Origin of the sequence: Borreliella spielmanii, assembly GCF_014201705.1 — a bacterium.
In the GTDB taxonomy this organism is placed as follows: domain Bacteria; phylum Spirochaetota; class Spirochaetia; order Borreliales; family Borreliaceae; genus Borreliella; species Borreliella spielmanii.
This window is the reverse complement of the sequence record NZ_JACHFA010000001.1, coordinates 425,810-449,418: the sequence shown is the minus strand read 5'-3', so window position 1 is coordinate 449,418 and position 23,609 is coordinate 425,810. Positions and strand designations below refer to the sequence as shown.

Sequence of the window (23,609 nt, the reverse complement as noted above, 5' to 3'; positions counted from 1 at the left end):
TTACAATTTCTAAATAAAAAAAAAGAATGTTCCACGTGGAACATTCTTAAATAAGAAAAACCAATTCTTTATTTAATAAATTTTGAAACAGAAATCAAGTTGTCATTATCAAGAAATAACACTTGAACTCCTCTAGCATCTTTGCCTTGCTCAGATACTTTTCCAGCTACTGTTCTTAAGGCTTTTGAACGTTTGCTTACAAGCAAGATTTCATCATCTTCTGACACTGCTACAGCATCAACAACACTACCCGCTTTTTTATCAGATTTTTTATAACTAGTATAACCAGTGGCTCCTCTTTTAAGTTCAGATATCTTAGAAACACTCAATCTTTTTCCATACCCATTCTCAGAAATAATCAAAAGATAAGGATTTTCTCTAAGCGCCAAAACCTTAACAAACAAATCCCCTTCTTTCAATTTCATTCCACAAACACCTTGGGTACCTCTATTAGTAAGCCTAACATCCCTTGAATTAAATATAAACGCACTTCCCTTTTTAGAAAGACAAATTACTTTTTCATCCTTAAAAACAATCTCTGCACTTGTAACAAAATCTTTATCATTAAGTTTAATAACAATAACACCTCGAGACTTTACTGTTTTAAAATCTGTAGATTCGAATCTAGCTATCTTTCCACTTGCAGTTGTAAGCAATAAATAGGCATCATCAGTAAAATCCTTACTATTCTTAATAGTTAATATTTCTTCCTGAGCTCCTAAATTAATAAGCTCACTAATATTTTGACCTTTTGAAGCTCTTGAAGAATCTTTTATTTCATAAGCATTGATTAAATAAAGCTTTCCTTCATTTGAAATCATAAACAAATAATCATGGGTATTGACGCACAAAGCAATAACAATCTCATCTCCATCATTAAGATCAAAAGAACTGAGCCCTTTTCCCCCCGTACCTTGCAATTTATACTCATTTTGTGAAAGTCTTTTAAGGAAACCTTTCTTTGTAAGCATAACAACAATATTTTCTTTTTGCATTAAATCCGACATACTAGTTTTTAAAACCTCCTCATCATAAATTATTTTAGTTCGACGTTCATCGCCAAATTTCAAACCTAAATTTATAGTTTCTTCTCTTATGATATTAATAATCCTTACTGGATTCAAGAGAATATCTTCATAATCTTTTATTAAGCTTAAAAGCACATTAAGCTCTTCTTCAAGCTTAAAAATCTCAAGAGCTGTAAGTTTTTGCAACTTCATATCAAGGACTGAATTGGCCTGAATCTCAGAAAGACCAAAATTTACAACAAGTCTCTCCTTTGCATCTTTTGACAATTTAGATAATTTAATAACCTTAATAACCTCATCTATATTATTTAAAGCAATATTTAATCCCTCAAGAACATGTGCTTTCTCTTTTGCCTTTTTCAAGTCAAATTCAATACGTCTTTCGATAATGTTTTTTCTATGCTCAATAAATTCAAATAATAATTCTTCCAAATTCAACTGTTTAGGAATACCATCCACAAGGGCTAAATTATTTATACTAAAATGCTTTTTAAATTCAGTATATTCATAAAGTAAATTCATAATAACATGAGGATCAAATCCTTTTTTAACTTCAAGAACTATTCTAATGCCTTCTCGATCAGACTCATCTCTTATATCTAAAAGTCCTTCTAACTTTTCTTCTTTTGCTAAAAACGCAACCTTCATAAGAAGTGCAGATTTATTTACTGTATAAGGTATTTCTGTAACAATTACAGCATTTCTATCTTCTGTTCTTTCTTCAATATGATATTTTGCCCTAATAACAACACTTCCCTTGCCAGTTTTGTATGCTTTAATTAAATTATCATTATAAACAATCTCTCCAAAAGTTGGAAAATCGGGACCTTTAACTATCTTGAGCAAATCAAACATAGAAGCATTCTCATTATCCAACATATAAACAATAGCATCACAAATTTCTCTTAAATTATGGGGCGCCATGTTAGTAGCCATACCAACAGCGATTCCACTAGAGCCATTTACCAAAAGAAATGGAAATGATGAAGGCATAATCTCCGGCTCACTTAAAGAATCGTCATAATTAGACTTAAAATTAACAGTCTCTTTGTCTATATCCTTAACAATATATTCAGCTATTTTTTCCATTTTAGCTTCAGTATATCTCATAGCAGCAGGAGGATCTCCATCAATAGATCCAAAATTTCCCTGCCCCCGTATTACAGGATATCTAAGTGAAAAATCTTGAGCAAGTCTCACAAGAGCATCATAAATTGATTGATCCCCATGGGGATGATATTTCCCAAGAACATCTCCTACTATTCTTCCAGCCTTTTTAAAAGCTTTATCAGAACGAAGTCCCATCTCATACATAGAATAAAGGATTCTCCTATGAACTGGCTTAAGACCATCTCTTACATCTGGAAGAGCTCTGGAAACAATAACTGACATTGCATAATTTAAATAAGAAGTCTTGATTTCATCTTCTATCTTAACATTTAATATTTGTTCTTTATTTTCTCCAACTGCCATTAACGCTCCAATTACACATCAAGATTAATTACATTAAGTGCATTCTGTTCAATAAATTCTTTTCTAGGCTCAACTAAATCCCCCATAAGAGTAACAAAAATTTTTTCAGCCTCAACAGCATCATCTATATTCATCAATCTCATTTTTCTTCTAGCAGGATCCATAGTAGTTTCCCATAGCTGCGTTGGATTCATCTCCCCAAGTCCTTTATATCTTTGCAGAAAGATACTATTTCGATTTTTAGTTTCAATAGAATCTAAAAACTTTTCCTTTTCTTTCTCATCATAAAAATAATAAATACGATTGTCATACTTTATTTTATAAAGAGGAGGCATGGCTATATATATATAGCCATTTTCAATTAATTCTCTCATATATCTAAAGAAAAAAGCTAAAAGCAAAGTTCTAATATGAGAGCCATCAACATCAGCATCTGCCATAATAATGATCTTGTGATAACGAAGTTTTGTAATATCAAAAGTTTTACCAACTCCTGCGCCAAGAGATGCAATTATAGGAATAAGCTTATCATTGGTAATTACCTTATCTTCTCTTGTTTTCTCAACATTAAGCATTTTCCCCCACAATGGCAAAATGGCCTGAAAAAATCTATTTCTACCCATTTTAGCGCTTCCTCCAGCAGAATCACCTTCTACAATATAAATTTCTCTTTCCAAGGGATTTTTAGAAGTACAATCAGCCAATTTCCCAGGCAATGCTAGGCTTTCAAATGCATTTTTTTTTCTTTCTGATTCTCTTGCTTTCCTTGCAGCCTCACGAGCACGAGCAGCTTTTATTGCTTTTCCAAGAATAATGTCTATCTCTAAAGGATTTAAATTAATAATTTTCAATAAATGCTCGTATACAATAACCTCAACTATTTTTTTTATCTCAGAATTACCAAGCTTGCTCTTTGTTTGACCTTCAAATTGAGGTTCTGGAACTTTTACAGAAATCACAGCTGTAAGTCCTTCTTTAAAATCATCTCCTGTAAGATTTGGAACATCTTTTTTACTTATTTTTGAATTTTTAAAAGCTTCATTCATAGCCTTAGTAAGGCCACTTCTAAAGCCCATAACATGGGTCCCCCCTTCTCTTGTATTAATATTATTAACAAAAGAAAGAATATTATCAGAATAGCTTTCAGTCCATTTAAGTCCCACATTAACAATAACATCATTCATAAAACCATCAATATAATAAGATTCTGATTGATAAGCTTTACTGTTATTAGTTAAATAATCTACAAAAGATTTTATGCCACCTTCAAAATAAAATTTAGAAGATTTTTCTTTGCCAAATCTTCTATCTTCAATTGAAATATATATTTTATCATTTAAAAAAGCAAGTTCTTTAAGTCTTTTTTCAAGAACATCAAAATTATAATCTAAAGTTTCAAAAATTTCAGAATCTGCTAAAAAAGTAACCTTGGTTCCAGTAATAACAGATTCTCCCACAACTTCTACTTTAGAAGTTGGAATACCTTTTGAAAAAGTTTGCCTAAAAATTTTTCCATCCCTATTAATGTAAACTTCTAAAAACGAAGACAAAGCATTTACAACCGAAATTCCAACACCATGCAATCCTCCAGAAACTTTATAAGTGCCTTTATTAAACTTGCCGCCAGAATGTAGTTTTGTCAAAACAAGTTCAAGGGCACTAATTCCTTCTTCTTCATGAATGTCTGTAGGAATCCCTCTCCCATTATCAATTACAGTTATGGTATTATCTAAATTAATAATAACATCTATTCTATCACAAAAACCAGCTAAAGCCTCATCAATACTATTGTCAACCACCTCATAAACCAAATGATGCAACCCATTAATAGAAACAGAGCCTATATACATACCAGGCCTTTTCCTAACAGCCTCAAGTCCTTTTAAAACCTGAATGTTACTAGCAACATAATTCATAAACCTTCCATTCATTTAACTAAAATCTAGACACAGATAAATTCTACATTAAAAAAAAAATAATATCTATTACATACAAATTAACAAAAATTTTAAAAATTTTACAAGCAATTCAGATAGAATCCTAATTTAACATTATACTATATAATGTTATAAGTATAGTACTAAAACCAACAAGGACAAAAAATGGAAAAATCAAAAAATATATGGAGCTTAATTTTAACAGAAATAAAAAAAGAATTATCAGAAGAAGAGTTTTATGTTTGGTTTGAAAATTTGTGCTTTTTAGAATCCATAGGTGACAATATTAAAATATCTACTCCAAATTTATTCCATAAAAATCAAATAGAAAAAAGATTTACAAAAAAAATCAAAGAAATACTCACAAACAATGGCTACGATAACGTAGTCATTGTATTTACAAATCAATCACCTAAAACCTATTCTAACAAACAAGAAAGCGAAAAAACAAATTTTAACGCTTTCCCAAAATTCGACAAACTTAAAGGAAACACACCCTCTAAAGAACCGATTCAAGGCATAAAAGATCGTATAAAAATGTATATCAAAAAAGAAGAAGGACTTACAAATTTAAAAAACCCCTTTCTTAAAAAAAGATATACATTTGAAAATTTCATCATAGGGCCAAATAATAAACTTGCATACAACGCCAGCTTGTCAATCTCAAAAAATCCTGGGAAAAAATATAATCCCTGTTTAATTTACGGTGGAGTTGGGCTTGGAAAAACACATTTACTTCAAAGCATAGGAAACAAAACAGAAGAATTACATAATAACCTCAAAATATTATACGTTACTGCTGAAAATTTTTTAAATGAGTTTGTAGAAAGCATAAAAACACACGAAACAAAAAAATTTAAAAAAAAATATAGATACTTAGACATGCTACTTATAGACGATATCCACGACTTACAAAAAAAAGAAGGTATACAAGAAGAGCTTTTTCACACATTTAATGCCCTTTATGAAGACAATAAACAATTAGTATTCACATGTGACCGGTCCCCTTCTGAACTTACAAATTTTACAGATCGACTAAAAAGCAGATTCACAAGGGGATTAAATGTTGATATATCAAAACCCAATTTTGAACTCAGAGTAGCTATTATTGAAAAAAAAGCAGAAGAAGATGGCATAAAGGTTCCTAAAAACATACTAAATCTGGTTGCCCAAAAAGTTACAACAAATGTAAGAGATCTTGAAGCTGCTGTAACAAAACTAAAAGCATATATAGATTTAGACAATATAGAAATTGACATTGAAATTGTTGAAAAAATAATAAAAGAAATAATAATTTACGAAAAAGAAACAACTAACGAACCAAGCAATAAAATCAATATTGAAAATATAAAAAAAATACTCTTAAGAGAACTAAAAATTGCACATAAAGATATTGAGGGACATAGCAAAAAACCAGAAATAACAAAAGCTAGACATATTTATGCATACCTTCTGCGGAATTTTACAGAGCTATCAACAATTGAAATCGGAAAAATTATTGGCGGAAAAACCCACTCAACAGTGCTTTATTCGATAAATAAAATAGATAGAGACAGAAATAATGACAAGGAAATAAACAATTTAATCACAGAACTTATGAACAAAATAAAAAAAAATTAAACCTAATTGAAAAATCAAAAATTCTTTTAAACAATTAAAACAAATTATTTAACAAAAATACAACAAAAAACAACCTATAATTCAACAAGATATTTCTTTATGCCATATTACATTAAATATAATTAAACAATTAAACAGAATACTACTACTATTATTACTATCATATATATATGGACTAAAAATATAAAACAATGAAAATTTACAGGTACAAAATGTAATAAAATATACAAGGAGGAATCATGTTAAATAACACATTTTTTATTTGCGACACAAATCAAATTACAAGTGAGATAGAAAAAGCAAAGGGAATAATATTAAACAGGAATATGAATGACATTTGGAGTGCATTGTTAATAGAAGTAGAAAAATCTAATCTTATAATTAAATCAACAGACAGAAATATATTTTTTGAAAGCATAATTCCAATTGTCTCAGAGACAGATTTTAAGGTATTAATTAATGCCTCAAATTTTTATGATGCAGTGAAAGCATTCAGTTTTTGCAAAAAAATTAAAATAGTTTTTAACGAAAATAATAGCAAATTAGAAATTATGGAAGAATCAAAAAATGAAAAAGAAGAATATGAAGATCATTTGAAAGAACCTACTTTTTCATATGAAGAAATAGAAAATTACAATTATGATATGGTTAATGAAGATTATACTTTTGAAATTGAATTAAAACAAAAATCTTTTAAAAAAATAATAAACAGAATAGCTTTTTCAGCACATCTTGATGAATCTAAAAATGTATTAAATGGCGTGTATTTTACAAAAAATGAAGACTCTCAATTATTGCTTGTTTCTACTAATGGGCACAGAATGTCTATTTGTAAAACAGAAATTATGGTTGAAGAGAATGTGAATTTTATAGTTCCCGTAAAAATATTTAATTTTTTAAAACATCTTATGTCAGGGGAAGGTATGGTTAAAATAAAATCTTCGAATAAAAAATTTTATGTTGAATTTGATAACTATAAAATAGCTTGTAGTTTAATTAATGGCAATTATCCTGATTATAAAAGCATTATACCCAAAGAACAAAAAAATAAATCTTTAGTTTCGCTAAGCATTCTGAAAGATAGACTTGCAAGAATCAATTTGTATGTTGATAAATCAAGAAAGTTAGTTTTAAATTTTTCTGAGTCTCAGCTAAAACTTCTTGGGGAAGATTTGATTACTGGAAGAAAAGGAGAATTTTTTATTAAAAATCCGAACTATTTATATGATGGGTCAGATGAGGTTATGGCTATTAATATTTCATATTTTATTGAAGCTATTGGTGTTTTTGAGACTTCTAAGATAGAAATACAATTTAATTCGGGAAATGTATTAAAATTGAGTGAACCTGAAAATTTTGATTTTACACACTTGATAATGCCGATGTCTTTAGGGTAAAGTAAATTATTAATGTGATTTTGAATATTGAAATAAGCTTTTTTAAAGTTTGTTAAATATTATTTTTTTGCATTGTGGTATAAAAAATTGCTATGAATGATTCTGCTTTTAAAAAAATAGATAATGTTCTTAAAGGTTATTTAGAATCTGATTTGCTTGTTAATAAAAAAATAAGTTCAAAATTATTGATTGTTGATAAATGGAATCAGATTTTCAATACTTTATCAGATGATGTTAAATTTTTAGATTTTAAAAATGAGCGATTTCTTTTTATTGAAGTAAGTAATTCAAGTATGTTGCATAGTATATCAGTCAATAAGTCAAAAATAATAAAATCAATAGAAGAATTAACATGTATTAAAGTAATAGATATAAAGGTTATAGTGAAATAATTATTATTGACAATCGTATTTATATACTATACCATTGTAGTGTTCAATTTACAGCTTAGTAGCGGAAAATTGTTTTTAATGGAGGAGCGTTTTGAAAAGGACTTATCAGCCCAGTCGTGTTAAAAGAAATAGAAAATTTGGGTTTAGGGCTAGAATGAAGACTAAAGGTGGAAGACTTATTCTTGCAAGACGAAGGGCAAAAGGAAGAATAAAATTAACTGTTTCTGATGAAAAAAAGAAATATTAGTCTAAAATCAAAAATAGAAATTCAAAAAATTTTCAAAGAAGGTAATCTGATTAGATTTAGCAGTCTTAATCTTAAAATGTTTTATAAATCAAATCATCTGATTTATTCTAGAATTCTTGTTACCTTTTCTAAAAGTTTTAGGGGCTCTGTAAAAAGGAATCTTGTTAGAAGGCTTTTTAAAGAAGCTTTTAGAAAAAGATTAGAATTATTAGAAGGTAGGGCTATAGATATTATTTTTGTGGTTTATTATAACAGGTTGGATTTGACATATTTTAATATTGAATCTCTTATGAAAAGTTTAGTTTTAATGGTGTAGGGGCATAAGTGAATCAAAGTAAAAGAGTTTTAAGAGCTGTTTATTTGTCTTTATTTTTAATAGGTCTTTTTATGCTTATTAATGATGTTTTTTCTTCCAGGATGTTAAGTTCTAAGTCTTCTGAGAAGGATTTGAATTTTGATTTAAGCAAAAGCTTTGATGATAATCAATTATTTTTAAGTAAAAGCAATAACTTTAATTTGATTGATAAGTCTCAAGATATTTTTGTAGAAACAGGGATATATTGTGCTACTTTTTCAACATTTAGAGGAAATTTGGTTTCATTAAAGCTTAAAAATCATTTAAATTTGGAAAAAACTCCTACAGACCTGATTAATGTTGATTATGAAAATGAACCTTTTTTCGATGTTAGTTTTGATTATTTAGTAGAGGATTTGTTTTTGTATAAAAAAATAGATGATTTTAATCATGAATTTAAAGCTTATTTTAAAAATAATGGCAAAACTTATGAATATGTGAAAAAGTATACATTTTCTAAAAAAAATGAATATTTGATAAAATTTGAAGTTACTGTAAACGGTCTTGAGGATTATGACTTATTTGATATTGATTCTTATAAAATTATTTTTGGTTCTCAGATTGAAAGGTTAAGCGATAAGGCTAAGTTGCAATATAATAATTACTTATCTCAAATAATTTATTATGATAATAAGCTTAAATATGGTAAAGATGGTCTAAGTATTAACAATCCCAAATGGATTGGTTCTAGTACCAAGTATTTTGAAGTGTTGCTTTCTAAAGAAAATATGGAAGTTGAGTTCAAGAAGGAAAAAGGAATTCTTAAATCGTTTATTGTTAATAATGTTATAAATAAAAAAAACATTAATGATAAGTTTTTTATTTACGCTGGGCCTAGGGACAATAGGTATCTAGATATTTTTGATAAAAATGATGCTAATACCTTTGGTTTATCTGATAGTGCTTTTGGAATGTCAGTAGAGAAGAGTTTGTGGCATTTAATTCAAGTTCCTATGCAAATAGTAATGCAAGTTTTTTATGATGTTATACCTAATTGGGGGCTTTCAATTATTTTTTTGACAATTGTTGTTAGAATACTTATATTCCCTTTGACATTTAAGGGATTTAGAGCTACTGCCGAGCTTTCCAAGCTTCAACCCAAAATGAAAGAACTTCAAGTAAAGTTTAAGCATGATCCCAAGAAGTTAAATGAAGAGATGGGAAGGCTGTATAAAGAAGAAGGAGTTAATCCTCTTGGAGGGTGTCTTCCTGTAATTTTACAGCTTCCTATATTCTTTGCTCTTTATTCACTTGTAAATAATTTATTTTTATTAAGAGGGGCTAATTTTATTCCAGGTTGGATTGATGATTTATCTATTGGTGACAGTGTATATCATTTTGGATATAAGCTTTATTTTGTATCTTGGACCGATATTAGAATTTTACCTTTTATTATGATGTTTACTCAATTAGGATCTACAATTGTTAGTTCTAATATTGATTTAAAAAATCTTGGAGCGCAGCAGAAGTTTTTATATTTTGGAATGCCTATTATGTTTTTTTTCATACTTTACAATATGCCATCAGGGCTTTTGATATATTGGATTACAACAAATATTTTTACTATTTTACAACAATACTATATAAAGATGCATTTGTCTTAAAGGGGGAATAATATGAGCTATGAATTTTACGGAAAAACCGAACAAGAAGCAATAAAGAAAGCAATGAGAGATCTAGAATTAAAAGAAGGTGAGTTTGATGTAGAAATTTTAGATAAAGAAAGGGTTGGATTTTTATTTAAGAAAGAAATGATTAAAATAAGGGTTTCTCCTCATGTAAAGGAGGTTAAAAAGGGTGGTTTTGAAATTAAAATTGGGGATGAAATTTGTGATAAAATTTTAGAATTTGTAAAAGAAATGCTAATCAAAATGGGATATTCTGTGAACTTAACAATAGAGCTTAAAGAAGAAGGTTATATTAAGATTTCTATTGAGACAGATAGCCCAAATATTTTGATTGGGCGAGAGGGTAAAAATTTAGATTCTTTACAGCTTTTGACAAATGTTTATACCTCTAAGCTTATTGGTGAAACTAGTACCTTTAATAGAGTTATATTAGATATTGGAGATTATAGAGAACGATTTAAATCTAGGTTTATTAATTTAGCAATAAATTCTTTTCATAAAGTCAAAAGAACCAGGCGGTCTATTTTGTTGCCATCAATGAATCCTTTTGAAAGAAGAATTATTCATACGACTTTAAATCGTTATAGTGATATAAAAACTGAAAGCGAGGGTGATGGAAATATAAAAAGAATAAGGGTTTCCTATGTCAGAAATAATAGGTTTGGCAACAATAATTTTCGCAGTTATCAAAAAAGAGATTTTGGGTTTAAAAAATAGATTGATGCTTTTAGTTTGTATTGAATTTTAAAGGAATAATAATATGAAGATTTTTTTAACTGGAATTGCAGGCTTTATTGGATTTCACGTAGCCAAAAAGCTTGCAGAAAAAGGGCATGAAGTTTTAGGTGTAGACATATTAAATGATTATTATGAACTCAAATTTAAACATGAAAGATTAGAGGCCTTGGGTTTTTGCTCTAAGGATGTAAAAACCCATAAGATTATTAAGAGTGCAAAATATAATAATTTATCTTTTGCTTATCTTGATATCTTAAATAAAGATAAACTGCTAGAACTTTTTAAAGAATATAAGTTTACACATGTTTGTCATTTAGCTGCTCAAGCGGGTATTAGAGATAGTCTTGAAAATCCTGATAGTTATGTTTCAATAAATATTGTTGGGTTTTTTAATGTTTTAGATGTATGTAGAGTTTGCAAAGAAAACATTAAGCATTTTGTTTATGCTTCAACATCATCGGTTTATGGTATAAATGAGAATATTCCATCTAATGAAGATTTTAGTACGGATCATCCTTTAAATTTATATGCAGCTAGCAAAAAATCTAATGAGATAATAGCGCATGCTTATAGTGCATCTTTTAATATTCCCACAACAGGGCTTAGATTTTTCACAGTTTATGGGCCTTATGGAAGACCCGATATGGCTTTATATTTATTTTCAGATGGAATTAAAAATGGCAAGGCTATTAATATTTTTAACAATGGGAATATGGCTAGAGATTTTACATATGTAAGTGATATTGCAAACGGTGTTTACAAAGTGTTGAAGAATCCGGCTAAGAGCGATTGTAATTTTGATGTTAAAAATCCAAATTCGTCAACGTCTTCTTTCCCTTACAGGATATATAATATAGGAACTGGACATGCAACTAAATTGTTAGATTTTATTGAAGAACTTGAGGTGAATTTTGATAAAAAGGCCTTAAAAAATTATATGCCTATGCAAAAAGCAGATGTTGTGGAAAGCTGTTGTGATATTGTAAAGCTTAAAAATGATATGGGTTATGAGGCTAAAATTTCTATTAAAGAAGGAATAAAGGAATTTTCACAGTGGTATAAAATGTTAGAGACTACTGAGAAGGTTTGATTTTTATTTTTTTTCAGAATGATAGATTTTTAATAAATTTATGGTTGCTTTGGTTCAATAATTATCAATTGATTTAAATTCAATTCTACTTCTTAGGTGTATAATTTATTGTAGGCATTTGATAAAAGAAAAAATAAAATAGAAAGGAGTGTTATAAATGGGCGTTTTAGACAAGATTAAACCAGGTGTAGTTTATGGAAAAGAACTGCATTCTTTATATGAAATATGTAAAAAGGAAGGATTTGCTATTCCTTCTATTAATTGTATAGGAACGAATTCTATTAATGCAGTTTTGGAGGCAGCAAAAGAAATTAATTCTCCTATTATGATACAATTTTCCAATAGTGGTTCTGCTTTTATTTGTGGGAAAGGGTTGAAGATGGAAAAACCACAAGGAGTTTCAATAGTTGGAGCTATTTCTGGTGCTATGCATGTTCATTTGATGGCAGAGCATTATGGTGTTCCTGTTGTTCTTCATACTGATCATTGTGCTAAAAATTTGCTTCCTTGGGTTGAAGGACTTTTAGAGTATGGTGAAAAATACTATAGTCAGCACAAAAGACCATTATTTTCTTCACATATGTTAGATTTGTCAGAAGAGCCTATTAAAGAAAATATTGAAATTTCTAAAAAATTCTTAGAAAGAATGGCAAAAATTGAAATGTTTTTAGAAATAGAGCTTGGAATTACGGGCGGGGAAGAGGATGGAGTTGACAATTCAGATAGGGCTTTACATGAACTATTTTCAACTCCTGAGGATATTTATTATGGATATTCAGAACTTTTAAAGATTAGTCCAAATTTTCAGATTGCAGCAGCTTTTGGAAATGTTCATGGAGTATATAAACCGGGGAATGTTAAGCTTACTCCAAGGGTGTTAAAGGATGGTCAAGATTATGTTATATCAAAAACAGGAGCAAATATTAGTAAGCCAGTTTCTTATGTTTTTCATGGGGGTTCTGGGTCTACAATTGATGAGATCAATGAAGCACTTTCTTATGGGGTTGTAAAGATGAATATTGATACAGATACTCAGTGGGCCGCTTGGGAAGGTGTTTTAAATTATTACAAAAAAAATGAAAATCGTTTGCAAGGTCAATTAGGAGATGGCAAGAACATTGATGTTCCAAATAAGAAATTTTACGATCCAAGAGTTTGGTTAAGAGAGGCTGAAATTTCTATGAAAGACCGTGTGAAAATTGCGTGCAAAAATCTTAATAATATTAATAGGAATTAAATAAAAATTCACGAATTTTTATTTGCAAGCTGCTTTTTGAGCGGCTTTTTTATTATTCTATTATGTTTTAGATATTGAATTATAAAATTATTGATTATTTGATATATTTTTCAGAATTTAAATAAGATATTAATTTATTTTTAAAATGATTTTTTAATGACATTATGGCTGAATAAGAAAATAATTAAAATTTTTTAAAAAAGCATTTTTGCTTTGAGATGGCTTTATGTGTTTTTATAGTGTTTATTGTTTGTGAAAAATTAAACTTTAGCTTTTGAGATTTGATTTTTTGAAGAAGAGCATGCTATTGGAAAATGCTAAAGAATATAGATTGCCTGATTTTTATAATTTTAAAGGTGTGCTATAGTTAAATTGTGAATTTAAGTGTCATCGGCAACAATATTAATTCCTAGCTCTTTGAGTTGTTCATTTGAGATTTTAGAGGGGGAATTATCAAGAGGACTTGCCGCAAAAGAATTCTTGGGAAATAGTATTACATCTTTTATTGAAGTTGATTTTGTCATCAGCATTATTAGTCTATCAATACCAATTGCAATGCCACCGTGGTTAGGAGCCCCATATTCTAGTGCTTTTAGAAAAAAACCAAATCTATCTTCTGATTTTTCTTTTTGGAATCCTATTATGTTAAAAATTCTTTGTTGAAGTTCTTTGTTATGTATTCTAATTGAACCTGAACCGAGCTCTACACCATTTAAAACAAGATCGTAAATTTCACCTATGGTTTTGTTTGGATTTTTTTCTAAATTGGCAATATATCGCTTTTTGGGAAGCGAGAACATGTGATGAGCTGGCGTATAGGTTTTTGTGTTTTTATCATATTCAAATAGTGGAAAGTCGTAGACCCATAGAAATTCAAATTTATTGTCATCTATTAGTTCAAGATCGTTTGCAATTTTTATTCTAATTTGACCCATTGCTTTGCAAGCGATTTCCCATTTGTTATTAGCTGTAAAGAAAATTATGTCATTATTTTCTAGAGAATAGGTTTTTATTAATTGTTGTTCTTCTGTTTTTAAAAATTTTGCAATTCCCCCAGAAAATTTATTGTTTTCAATTTTTGTAAAATAAAGTCCTTGTGTTTTGTAAAGCTTTGCAATTTCTTCTAAATTATTTATTTTTGCTCTTGAAAACTTATCAGCTTTATTTTTTACTATTAAAATTTTAATTACCCCTTTGTTTTTTAGAGTATCTTTGAATATATTAAATTCTGAATTTTTTAAATTTCGACTTATATCTTGCAATATAAGTTCAAATCTAGTATCTGGTTTGTCACTTCCATATGTGTTCATGGCCTTTTTATATGTTATCTTTTTAAATTTTTTAGGTAAGTTAATATTAAGGCAATTTTTAAATATTAAAAAAAGCATATTTTCTATTAATTTAAAAATATTTTCTTTTTTGATAAAGCTCATTTCAATATCAAGTTGAGTGAACTCCGGTTGTCTATCTCCTCTTGAATCTTCATCTCTATAGCAACGTGCTATTTGAAAGTATTTATCAAATCCCGCTATCATTATAAGCTGTTTGTAAAGTTGTGGAGATTGGGGTAGGGCATAAAAAGATCCTTTGTGAATTCTTGATGGGATTACAAAGTCTCTTGCACCTTCTGGTGTTGATTTTACAAAAGTTGGAGTTTCTAATTCTAAAAATTTTCTTTTTACTAAAAAATTTCTAATAAGATGAGTAGCTTGGCATCTTAAGATGATTTTATTTTTCAATGAATCTCTTCTTAAATCTAAGTATCTATATTCAAGTTTTGAGTTTTCACTTGCATTATTGTCATCTTCTATCATAAATGGCAATTCATTACACTTTGATATAATGTCAATGTTTTTTGCCAATATTTCAAAATATCCTGTTTTCATATTTGCATTTATCATGTTAGAAGGTCTTTTGATCAATAATCCTTGAATTTTAATACAATATTCAAGTTTTATTTTTTCTACTATCTTTAAAAGGTGCTCTTCAGTTACTAAGACCTGAGCTTTTTCATATCTGTCTCTTATGTCTAGAAAGGTAAATTTTCCATGGTGTCTTATTTTTTTTATCCAAGCATTTATTTCAACTTTTTTGTTTATCAATTTTTCATTTAACTCATTACATTTGATAACTTTAAACATAATTCAGCTCACTATTATATTGTAAATTTCTTTGTCTGTTTTTGCATTTAAAATTTCTTTTTTATATAGATCAACTTTGCCTACAACAGATGCTAAAATTCTAGGGTAGCTAACATAATCTTTTGCTGGGCATAATATTAATATAAAAACATGGCTTAAATTTTTGTCAAGAGCATTAAAGTCAATCCCCCCATGGCTTATTCCTATTGCAATATGTATTTTTGAGATTAAATTTGTTTTTAAATGGGGGATAGCAAAACCTTCTTTTAATGCGGTAGTAATTAATTTTTCTCTCTCCATTAAATCTTGGAATATTCTTTCTTTGTCAATTTCAATGTTTATTACGCTTAGAAGTTCTCTTATTACATCAGCCTTGTTGCTTGCTTTTAATTCTAGAATAATATTTTCCTTTTTTATTCTTTTATTTAGCTTGATATTACTAAGTATTTTATCATAATTTATTGAGTAATCTAGTTTTTTTGCTCTTAAAGAGACTGTTTCAACTTCTTTGGTTATTTTTTCTAGGTTTAATATTGTTTCTCTAAAAAGGTCTTGCATTATAATTAAGTGATTATTTGGGCATTCGAATGTGATTTTGCTACCTTCTCTTTTTATTGAAAAGGATATATTATTTTTTCTTGCATTAATATATTGTGAAGAATCATTTTTAATCTGTTGTGTGAAAAATCCTTCTTTTCTTAATTCATTTTTCAAGTCCCACACAAGAATTTTGGCTAAATTATCATACTCAAATGATACGCATATGTGTGTATTTTGATCTATTGGTAGTTCTTTTTTAAGTCCGCTTTTATTTATTTTGAATAAAAAGTTTATTATGGGTGTTGCAATAATTGTTGGCAAAAATACCATTATTATTATGATTCCAAATATTTTTTGACTAATAAATCCTGAAGATAATGCTACATTCGCCATAATAAGTGAAACTTCTCCTCTTGGGACCATTCCGGCTGCAATTTTTAAGGCTCCAAGTTTATTAAATCCCAAAAAAAGTGCTGGAATAAAGCAAAATATGCTTTTAGTAATTATTGCTATTGCGCTAATTGCCAATCCCAAAATAAGAACTTCTTTTGAAAGTATTTCGTTAATATCTGACATAAGCCCAATTGATGTAAAAAAGATTGGGATAAAAAATCTTTCAAAAATTGTTAGTTTATCTTGAATTACATATACAATATCTGTTTTTGACATAGCAAGCCCAAATACATAAGCTCCAACAACAAAAGACATTCCTAGATTTTGAAAAATGCTTGCAATAGTAAGAGCTAGAGAGAGTGTTATTACGGTTGCTAGTGTGACACTATTTAATTTTTTTAACAGTCTTGAGAGTGTCTCTGATATATATATTAAAAAGAAAGTTAAACATAGCCAGATTACTATGTTTTGAATTATGCTTTTGATTGAGCTTGCTATATCAAGATCTGATATAGATCTTGATATAGTTATTACGCTTGTAAGCATAAGCATTGAAAGTACATCATCAATAATTGAAGTTGAGATTATTGTTACCCCTTCTGAAGTACTCATTTTTTTTTGTGCTGAGAGTATGCTTGCTGCGATTCCTGCTGATGTTGGGGTTCCAATTATTCCAATAAAAAGTGAGGTTGGACTTATCATAGGAACATTAAAAATTATACTGGCCATTAATACAAAACTTGTGAATGTGCCAATAACTTCTGTTATTCCAATAATTCCTCCGCGTGGCAGAAATTTGATGAACAATTTTAGGTTAGTTTCAAGTCCAGCCGTGAAAAGTAATATTATTGAAGCTATGGTAGAGATTGCAAATATTTTTTCATTTATTAAATAATTTTCTCCAATTTGAGTTATCCCTAATGGAAATAATAAAGGTATTTGAATTTTTCCAAAGGCATTTGGACTTAAAATTATTCCTGCTGTTATTTGCCCTATTACTTTTGGAATTCCTATTTTTGCCACTAAATTGCCTAGTGAAATAGACGAGATTACAATGATTGCCAGACTCATGACAAAAGATGACATTGTTGCTTCAATGTCATCTTTTGCTGAGTATGAAAATAGAAGATTAGGTAAGTGTAGTAGCATTGTTATGTAAAAAATTTTTTTGTTCATTTTTAAAGCTCTTTTGAAAAATTATATTTTAATAAGTTTAACAAATTTTTAATTATTAGTTTTTCTTTTTTCCCGATGACTGTTATTTTTACTTTTTCTTTATATATTATTCCTAATATGATAATTTCGAATGTAGACTTTGCGTCAGCTTTTCTACCATCTGTTGTTGTTATTTTTATATCACACGAAGAATGTTTATTTGCGAATTCAGAAATGATGTTTGCGGATCTTGAATGTATTCCATCCTTATTTATTATCTCAATTTCTACTTCTTGCATTTTTTACTTATTTTATTTATTATTCCTCTTTTCTTTTTCTTTAGTTGCTGCTTGGTAAAGTGTTCCTATTGCTCTATCAATAAGGGTTAGAAGTATTTTCCCATCTTCTCTTATATGTATTCTTTTCCCCCAATTAAAGTGAACGTGTGCGTCGAATTCAAAAAGTTCACGTTCTTTTTTGATTGTAATTTTTAAATTTTCTACATATTTTTTGATATGAGTATCAAATTTTTCTAGCTTTTTGAGAATAAAATTTTTTTCACTCTCATTTAAGTTATAATTGACTGTTTGAATTTTAGGTTCCATAATATATTTTTCCTTTCTCAGATTTCAATTCATTTCTATACTTGTTTACTGTTCTCCTAGAAATAGAGATTCCTTTGGATTTTAGTATAGCAGAAATTGCTTTATCTGACATCTTTTTATTTACTTCTAACAACTTTTTTACTGTTATTTTAATGCTTAATTTTGAAAATTCATTTGTTTTTGCTCCACCAACAGAGCTAAAGAGTTCTTTGATTAATATGGTACCCCACTCGCATTTTAAATATTTATTTTTTATTGCCCTTGATATTGTTGATTTTGATACATTGATTTTTTCTGATAAAATGCTCAAGTTCATTGGCCGTAAGCTTTTAAAACCTCTTCTTAGAAATTCTTTTTGCAGTGTGTATATAGCTATTCCTATTTTTGCAAGTATTTCGTCTCTATATCGTAATGATTCGATTAACCATTTTGCTTTTTTTTGTTTTTGAGGATTTTCAGGCGTCCTTTTAAGTTCTTTTTTAAAGATGCTAACTTCTTTGATTTTAATCTCAAATTTGTTATTGCGGTTTATTATTAATATATCTGGATCAACATAAAAATTAGTGTCTTCTGGATCTTTAAATTCGATTGTTGGGTTGGGGTTGAGTTTTTGTCTTATAATTTCTAAAGCTGTATTAAATTCTTTACTTCTTATTTTGAGCTCTTCTTTTAATTTTTCTTGAGTTTTCTCAAGAAGTTCTGCTTTTTCAAGGATTTTAATAATATTGCTTTCTAATTTATGATATTTTGCTTGTAAAATTAACGATTCTATTATATTGGGGACGCAAATTCCAATTGGATCAAATTTTTGAATAAGTTCAATTATTTTTTTTACTTTTTCTTTTTCTTCCTTTTTAAAAAGATCATAAGGGTTTATTATATGAAAACCCTTATTGTTTAGATTGTTTATTAATATTTCACCTATTTTAAGTTCATCTTCATTTATTCTTTGAATTCTTAATTGTAGTAAAAGGTGCTCTTTTAAAGAAGTATTTGTGTGTGTTTTTTCAAGAGCTATGTCGTGTTGATTTTTTATCATATTATCTTCTTTGTAAAAAAACTTTTTAAATCTATATGTTTTTAATGTTTCAAAAAAGATTTTATTTGGGACTATTTTTAGACATTCGTTATTTTCGCTTTCTTCTAGTATAAGCTGTGCTAATTCTTTTTTATTAAGACCTAGTATTTTTATTGTTTGTATTTGAATAGAGTTTAAATTTTGAGATAATTTTAATTTTTGTTTAATCATATTTATATTAATGTATAAAAAAATCCGCTAAGTATAATTACTAATGCCGGGCTTATTTTATTATAAAGAAATAAAATAAAAAAATTAATTCCTACAACAGCCAAGGTTCTTAAAAGTTCTGTTTTGTCGTTTTCTATTTTTAAATATGTGTTTTCAAGCAAAATGATTATTGTAATTATCCATAGCGCAACAATAATAGGTTTTAGATTTTCTAGACAATAATTTAAAAAGCCGATCTTGTGTAGCATTAGTAGGATTATAACCATTATTAATATTGGAGCTGTTATTAATGCTACTGTAGCGATTATGGCTCCTGTAATTCCTGCAATTTTCATTCCAACGTATGTTGCTATGTTTGTGGCAATAGGTCCTGGGGTTATTCTTGATATTGTAATCATATTGACAAATTCTTCTTGTGTTATCCAATGTTTATTATTAATTATTTCATTGTTTATTATTGCTGCAATTCCGTTGCCACCTCCGAAATTTAGTAATCCGATTTTTAAAAATGTAATTAATAAATTTATTAAAATCAACTTATATCCTTTTTCTGTGTAGTTAATATTTTTTTTATTGTTATATATTTTAATGTATATATTAAAAAGAATATTAGCAGAATATATGATATTTTTATTTTTAATTTAAAAATTGCAAAAATTACAAGAAAACATATTGTCCATTTTATTACAGAATTATTTAACATTTTTTTTGAAAATTTTAACACAACTGTTAACATTATGATAATTGAAGAGATTTTTGCACCTTCTAAAAATTTTTTAACTTGTGCGTTATCTGGTACTAATTTTAGGTAAAGGAATACCATTATTATTGCAATAATGGAAGGTAGAATTCCAGCAACAACTAGTAAAAGTGCACATGGAAACCCTCCAAATTTTTTTCCTATTAGGAATACAAAATTAACTGCTGTAACCCCAGGAATAACATTTGATGTTGCTAGTATTTTGTTAAAATCGTCCTCTGATATTATTTTTCTTTTTTTAACAAGTATTTTTTTAAGCTCAGATATAATTATTAATCCTCCGCCAATTGTAAGTGTTGTTGTTTTAAAGACAAGTAAAAACAAGTCTAGAATTTCATATAATTTTTTTTGCTTCTTTTTATGCATTTGTTTTGTCAAATTTAGTAAAAATCTTTGGCATATTAATTTTACCATAAATGTTGTTGTAATGTGTATTTTGTTATTGGGCTACGGTGACGAAAACATGCTTTATTGTAGCTTTAAAACATTGATGTATTGTTTTTGCTAGGAGTTTATATTGAAAAGGTTTGTTTATTTTTGTGTTATAATTCAATTAATTTATGTAAAGTTTAGAGGGAAAGTTTAGTTTGTTTAAGGAGTTTTTTATATTTAAAGATTATTTTAATCATATTCTTGAGAGTGTGATAGGTTATGGTTTAAAAGTTTCGATTGCCATAGTGCTGTGGTATTTTTTAAAGTTAATAGTTAAGAAAATGGGGAAAATCTTATTTAAGACTTTGGAAAAGTCTAGATTAGAGGAAAAGTTAGAGGCTACAGTTTTTAACTTTTTAGAATCTTTTTTCAAAATATTAACAGATTTTATTATTATTTTAATAATATTGCCATATCTTGGGGTGCCTACAACATCCATTGTTGCTGTATTTGGATCATTAGGACTTGCTATTGGGCTTGCTGCCCAAGGTATTTTATCCAATTTTGTTAGCGGATTTATTGTTTTGAATTCTAAATTTTTTAAGCGTGGAGATCATATTAAATGCGGCGATGTTGAAGGGTTAGTTGAGAATGTTCAAATTTTTTTTACTACACTTAAAACATTTAACGAAGAAATTATTAAAATTCCAAACAGTAAGCTTACATCTAATTTTGTTATTAATTTTTCAGCAAATCCTAGAAGAAGAGTTGTGTTTTCTTTTCAAGTTCCTCATGACACAAATATCGGTTTATTGAAAGATAAAATAGAGGGTTTAATGATTCTCGATAATAACAAATTTAATGTTGAGGCCTGTTCTCCTATTCTTATTGTCGAAAAATATACCCCCTTTTATATAGTTGTGCAGGTTCGATTTTTTGTTAATACAGAGGCTTTTTGGGATTTTAAATATTTTATTGGTGAGTCTATTAAAAATGTTTTATTGGATATGAAAATTAAGTTTCCAATTTGTTTTATACCTTTTGATAAGTCACATTAATGATTTTTTTTTGCAATAATTTCTGAGTAATAATTTTCAATTTTTTTTGTAAAAAAATGGCTTGAAAATTTAGTAGAGTATTTTTTCGCATTTTGTTTAAATGTTTTTAGTGTTTTATCATCTTTTATTACTTTATCGATGTACTTAGATAGGTTTTCGTACTTTTTTATTAAGAATCCGTTTATTCCCTCTTTTATTACATCTTTATATATATAATCATTTATTAAAATAGCGGGTATTCCAGCAGTTAATGCTTCTATTACCGTCATTGGATATACTTCGCTTTTTGATAGACTAGCAAAGATATCAGAAATTTTGTAGTAATAGCATATTTCTTCCCATGGAATTGTTCCTATTAGTAATATTTGTTTCTCAAGCCCATGTTTGATGCTAAAATTTTTTATTTCCTTTTCTTCACTTCCTTTACCAATAATGATAAGTTTATAATTTTTATTTTGTATTAAAAGGTCTTTTAAATGTATTACTAATGAATTTATGTTTTTTTCTTTATTTATTCTCCCTACAAATATGATTATTTTGTCTGTTTGCTTTATGTTGTGTTTTTTAAAAATTTCATCTTTTTTTTCTTTGCTTAGAGTTTTTATAAAAAGCTTTCTATCAACTCCATTTGGAATTATTTTATAGTTAGAATTATTTGAAAGTTGAAAATACCGCTCTTTTGCTTTGCTTGATGGGTAAATAAAATGCTTTATTTTATTATAATGTCTTCGCATCATTTTATCGGGTTTAATAAAATATTTAAAAATTCCTAAGTAATGTAAATAGTAATCCCACATTGTATGGCTTGTGTGAACTATTGGTATGTTTTGTTTTAATGCAATTTGTTTTCCAATTTTTCCCATAGAAAATTCGGAGTGAGTATGAATGATGTCTGGTTTATAGCTTTGTATTATTTTAAATATTTTTTTTTTGTTGGGAAAAGCTATTACAGCATCTAGTTTTTTATTTATTTGAATAGATGAGCATCTGTAAACATTCTTTTCTTTTAAAGATTTTTTGGATTTTGGACAAAATATGTAAACTTCATATCCATTTTTTTCAAATCCCTCTTTAATTTGCTTTATTGACGTTGCCACTCCATTTTTTTCTGGGATATAGGTATCTGTAAATATTGCAACTTTCATATTCTCCTCCTAGCTTAAGTATAATATATTTGGGACTTGGATTATAATTTACTTTGATGCAAGTGGTTTATTTATTATTAGGCAGTGAGCAAGGTTTAAAAGAGGCTTATTTAAAAGAGCTTTTAATCAAGATGAATGCTTTTAAATCGAAAGTTTTAGTTACTAAAATTTTTTTGTCGGAACTCTCAGTTGTGGGATTTGCTGAAAAACTATTTTCCAAGTCTTTTTTTTCAGAAAAAGAAGTTCTTATTGTTTATGAGGCTGAACTTTTAAAAGTAGGAAAAGATTTAGAACTAATATGTAATGCAATTTTAAAGTCTAACAATAAAACTGTTATTTTTGTTTCTAATAACAATACATGTAACATTGATTTTAAAAATAAACTTAAGTTTATAAAAAAAGTTTTTTATGAAATTTCTGATGATGACAAATTTACATTTGTAAAAAGAAATTTTTCTAATCTTAATATTAAAATTACAGATTCTGCAATAAACTTAATGCTTTTAATGCTAAATTCAGATACTAAAATTTTGAAATTTTATATAGATTCTTTTGCGCTTTTTGCTAAGAACAACACTATTAATGAGAAAGATATAACTTCTTGGATTAGTTTTGTTCGTTTTGAAAACACTTTTTCTTTATTCAATTCTATTTTAAGAAAAGATATGGTTCATTCTTTGATAAAGATCAAGTCTATTTTGGATCAAGGGGAAGATTTGCTTAATATTTTAATGAGTCTTATTTGGCAATTTAAAAGATTATTAAAAGTGCAAATAGATTATAATGTATGTGGAAGCTTGCAGAGTGCATTAAATAAAAATAAAATCTTTTTTTCCTTAAATAAAATTTATAGAGCAGGAGTTAAAAATTATTCAATTGCAGAAATAAAAATTGTTTTGAAAATTTTATATAAGTTTGATTTATATTTGAGGATTTATTCTAAAAATATTCATCAAAATTTGTCGTATTTTTTAATATTTTCAATCTTAAAGCTTAATAATAATTTTTTAATGCATTCTTCTACAGAATCAAAATTTGATTTTTAATAT

General features: G+C 27.7%; 21 protein-coding genes. 11 read left to right on the top strand and 10 right to left on the bottom strand.

What is annotated here, in order from left to right:
• Positions 1–68: 68 nt before the first annotated feature.
• The gene (gyrA, locus tag HNR35_RS02090) at positions 69–2,501 is read right to left on the bottom strand and encodes a DNA topoisomerase (ATP-hydrolyzing) subunit A (protein WP_183223578.1); all 2,433 of its coding nucleotides are present in this window, start codon (positions 2,499–2,501) and stop codon (positions 69–71) included.
• Positions 2,502–2,512: 11 nt separating this feature from the next.
• Positions 2,513–4,417 carry a DNA topoisomerase (ATP-hydrolyzing) subunit B gene (gyrB, locus tag HNR35_RS02085; RefSeq protein WP_040353499.1) on the bottom strand — a complete coding sequence of 635 codons (1,905 nt, stop codon included), beginning with the start codon at positions 4,415–4,417 and terminating at the stop codon, positions 2,513–2,515.
• Positions 4,418–4,603: 186 nt separating this feature from the next.
• Here gyrB and dnaA point away from each other — a divergent pair, with 186 nt between their 5' ends.
• From dnaA to fbaA, 9 genes are all read left to right on the top strand, one after another.
• Complete coding sequence (gene dnaA / locus HNR35_RS02080; protein ID WP_183223576.1) at positions 4,604–6,058, top strand: chromosomal replication initiator protein DnaA; 1,455 nt, start codon at positions 4,604–4,606, stop codon at positions 6,056–6,058.
• 239 nt (positions 6,059–6,297) lie between these two features.
• The gene (gene dnaN / locus HNR35_RS02075; RefSeq protein ID WP_183223574.1) at positions 6,298–7,455 is read left to right on the top strand and encodes a DNA polymerase III subunit beta; all 1,158 of its coding nucleotides are present in this window, start codon (positions 6,298–6,300) and stop codon (positions 7,453–7,455) included.
• A 92-nt stretch (positions 7,456–7,547) separates the two neighbouring features.
• Positions 7,548–7,847, top strand: coding sequence for a hypothetical protein (locus HNR35_RS02070; RefSeq protein ID WP_183223572.1), 300 nt, complete (start codon positions 7,548–7,550; stop codon positions 7,845–7,847).
• 91 nt (positions 7,848–7,938) lie between these two features.
• The gene (rpmH, locus tag HNR35_RS02065) at positions 7,939–8,094 is read left to right on the top strand and encodes a 50S ribosomal protein L34 (RefSeq protein WP_004791483.1); all 156 of its coding nucleotides are present in this window, start codon (positions 7,939–7,941) and stop codon (positions 8,092–8,094) included.
• Positions 8,075–8,410 (top strand): ribonuclease P protein component, encoded by a 336-nt coding sequence (gene rnpA / locus HNR35_RS02060; RefSeq protein WP_006434003.1) that lies wholly within the window; start codon positions 8,075–8,077, stop codon positions 8,408–8,410. Before rpmH ends, rnpA begins: the two co-directional genes overlap by 20 nt.
• Positions 8,411–8,418: 8 nt before the next feature.
• A complete protein-coding gene (gene yidC / locus HNR35_RS02055) occupies positions 8,419–10,053 on the top strand; it encodes a membrane protein insertase YidC (protein WP_183223570.1) in 1,635 nt (544 codons plus the stop codon).
• 12 nt (positions 10,054–10,065) lie between these two features.
• Entirely contained in the window at positions 10,066–10,794 is a 729-nt protein-coding gene (gene jag, locus HNR35_RS02050) for an RNA-binding cell elongation regulator Jag/EloR (protein ID WP_183223568.1), read from the top strand.
• A 43-nt stretch (positions 10,795–10,837) separates the two neighbouring features.
• Positions 10,838–11,905: an NAD-dependent epimerase gene (locus tag HNR35_RS02045; RefSeq protein ID WP_183223566.1), complete on the top strand. Its 1,068-nt coding sequence runs from the start codon at positions 10,838–10,840 to the stop codon at positions 11,903–11,905.
• A 157-nt stretch (positions 11,906–12,062) separates the two neighbouring features.
• Positions 12,063–13,142 (top strand): class II fructose-bisphosphate aldolase, encoded by a 1,080-nt coding sequence (fbaA, locus tag HNR35_RS02040; RefSeq protein ID WP_183223564.1) that lies wholly within the window; start codon positions 12,063–12,065, stop codon positions 13,140–13,142.
• A gap of 380 nt (positions 13,143–13,522) precedes the next feature.
• Here fbaA and aspS read toward each other — a convergent pair whose 3' ends face one another.
• From aspS to HNR35_RS02005, 7 genes are read right to left on the bottom strand one after another with little or no spacing between them, the layout of a single operon-like run.
• Positions 13,523–15,283, bottom strand: a complete 1,761-nt coding sequence (aspS, locus tag HNR35_RS02035; protein ID WP_183223562.1) for an aspartate--tRNA ligase — start codon at positions 15,281–15,283, stop codon at positions 13,523–13,525.
• A gap of 3 nt (positions 15,284–15,286) precedes the next feature.
• Positions 15,287–17,392, bottom strand: a complete 2,106-nt coding sequence (locus HNR35_RS02030; RefSeq protein ID WP_006433968.1) for a cation:proton antiporter domain-containing protein — start codon at positions 17,390–17,392, stop codon at positions 15,287–15,289.
• 2 nt (positions 17,393–17,394) lie between these two features.
• A complete protein-coding gene (locus tag HNR35_RS02025; RefSeq protein WP_006434018.1) occupies positions 17,395–17,670 on the bottom strand; it encodes an HPr family phosphocarrier protein in 276 nt (91 codons plus the stop codon).
• Positions 17,671–17,682: 12 nt separating this feature from the next.
• Positions 17,683–17,976 carry an HPF/RaiA family ribosome-associated protein gene (locus tag HNR35_RS02020; RefSeq protein WP_183223560.1) on the bottom strand — a complete coding sequence of 98 codons (294 nt, stop codon included), beginning with the start codon at positions 17,974–17,976 and terminating at the stop codon, positions 17,683–17,685.
• Positions 17,966–19,225 carry an RNA polymerase factor sigma-54 gene (gene rpoN / locus HNR35_RS02015; protein WP_183223558.1) on the bottom strand — a complete coding sequence of 420 codons (1,260 nt, stop codon included), beginning with the start codon at positions 19,223–19,225 and terminating at the stop codon, positions 17,966–17,968. Before rpoN ends, HNR35_RS02020 begins: the two co-directional genes overlap by 11 nt.
• A 2-nt stretch (positions 19,226–19,227) precedes the next feature.
• Positions 19,228–19,761: a chromate transporter gene (locus HNR35_RS02010; protein WP_183223556.1), complete on the bottom strand. Its 534-nt coding sequence runs from the start codon at positions 19,759–19,761 to the stop codon at positions 19,228–19,230.
• Positions 19,758–20,363, bottom strand: a complete 606-nt coding sequence (locus HNR35_RS02005; RefSeq protein WP_183223618.1) for a chromate transporter — start codon at positions 20,361–20,363, stop codon at positions 19,758–19,760. The genes HNR35_RS02010 and HNR35_RS02005 overlap by 4 nt, the downstream gene beginning before the upstream one ends.
• 209 nt (positions 20,364–20,572) lie before the next feature.
• Between HNR35_RS02005 and HNR35_RS02000 the strand changes: the two genes are divergently transcribed.
• Positions 20,573–21,415, top strand: a complete 843-nt coding sequence (locus HNR35_RS02000) for a mechanosensitive ion channel family protein (protein WP_183223554.1) — start codon at positions 20,573–20,575, stop codon at positions 21,413–21,415.
• Here the strand turns inward: HNR35_RS02000 and HNR35_RS01995 are convergent.
• Positions 21,412–22,560 (bottom strand): lipid galactosyltransferase, encoded by a 1,149-nt coding sequence (locus tag HNR35_RS01995; protein WP_183223552.1) that lies wholly within the window; start codon positions 22,558–22,560, stop codon positions 21,412–21,414. The genes HNR35_RS02000 and HNR35_RS01995 overlap by 4 nt on opposite strands.
• Positions 22,561–22,616: 56 nt before the next feature.
• Between HNR35_RS01995 and holA the strand changes: the two genes are divergently transcribed.
• Positions 22,617–23,606, top strand: coding sequence for a DNA polymerase III subunit delta (gene holA, locus HNR35_RS01990; protein ID WP_183223550.1), 990 nt, complete (start codon positions 22,617–22,619; stop codon positions 23,604–23,606).
• The last annotated feature ends 3 nt before the right edge of the window (positions 23,607–23,609 follow it).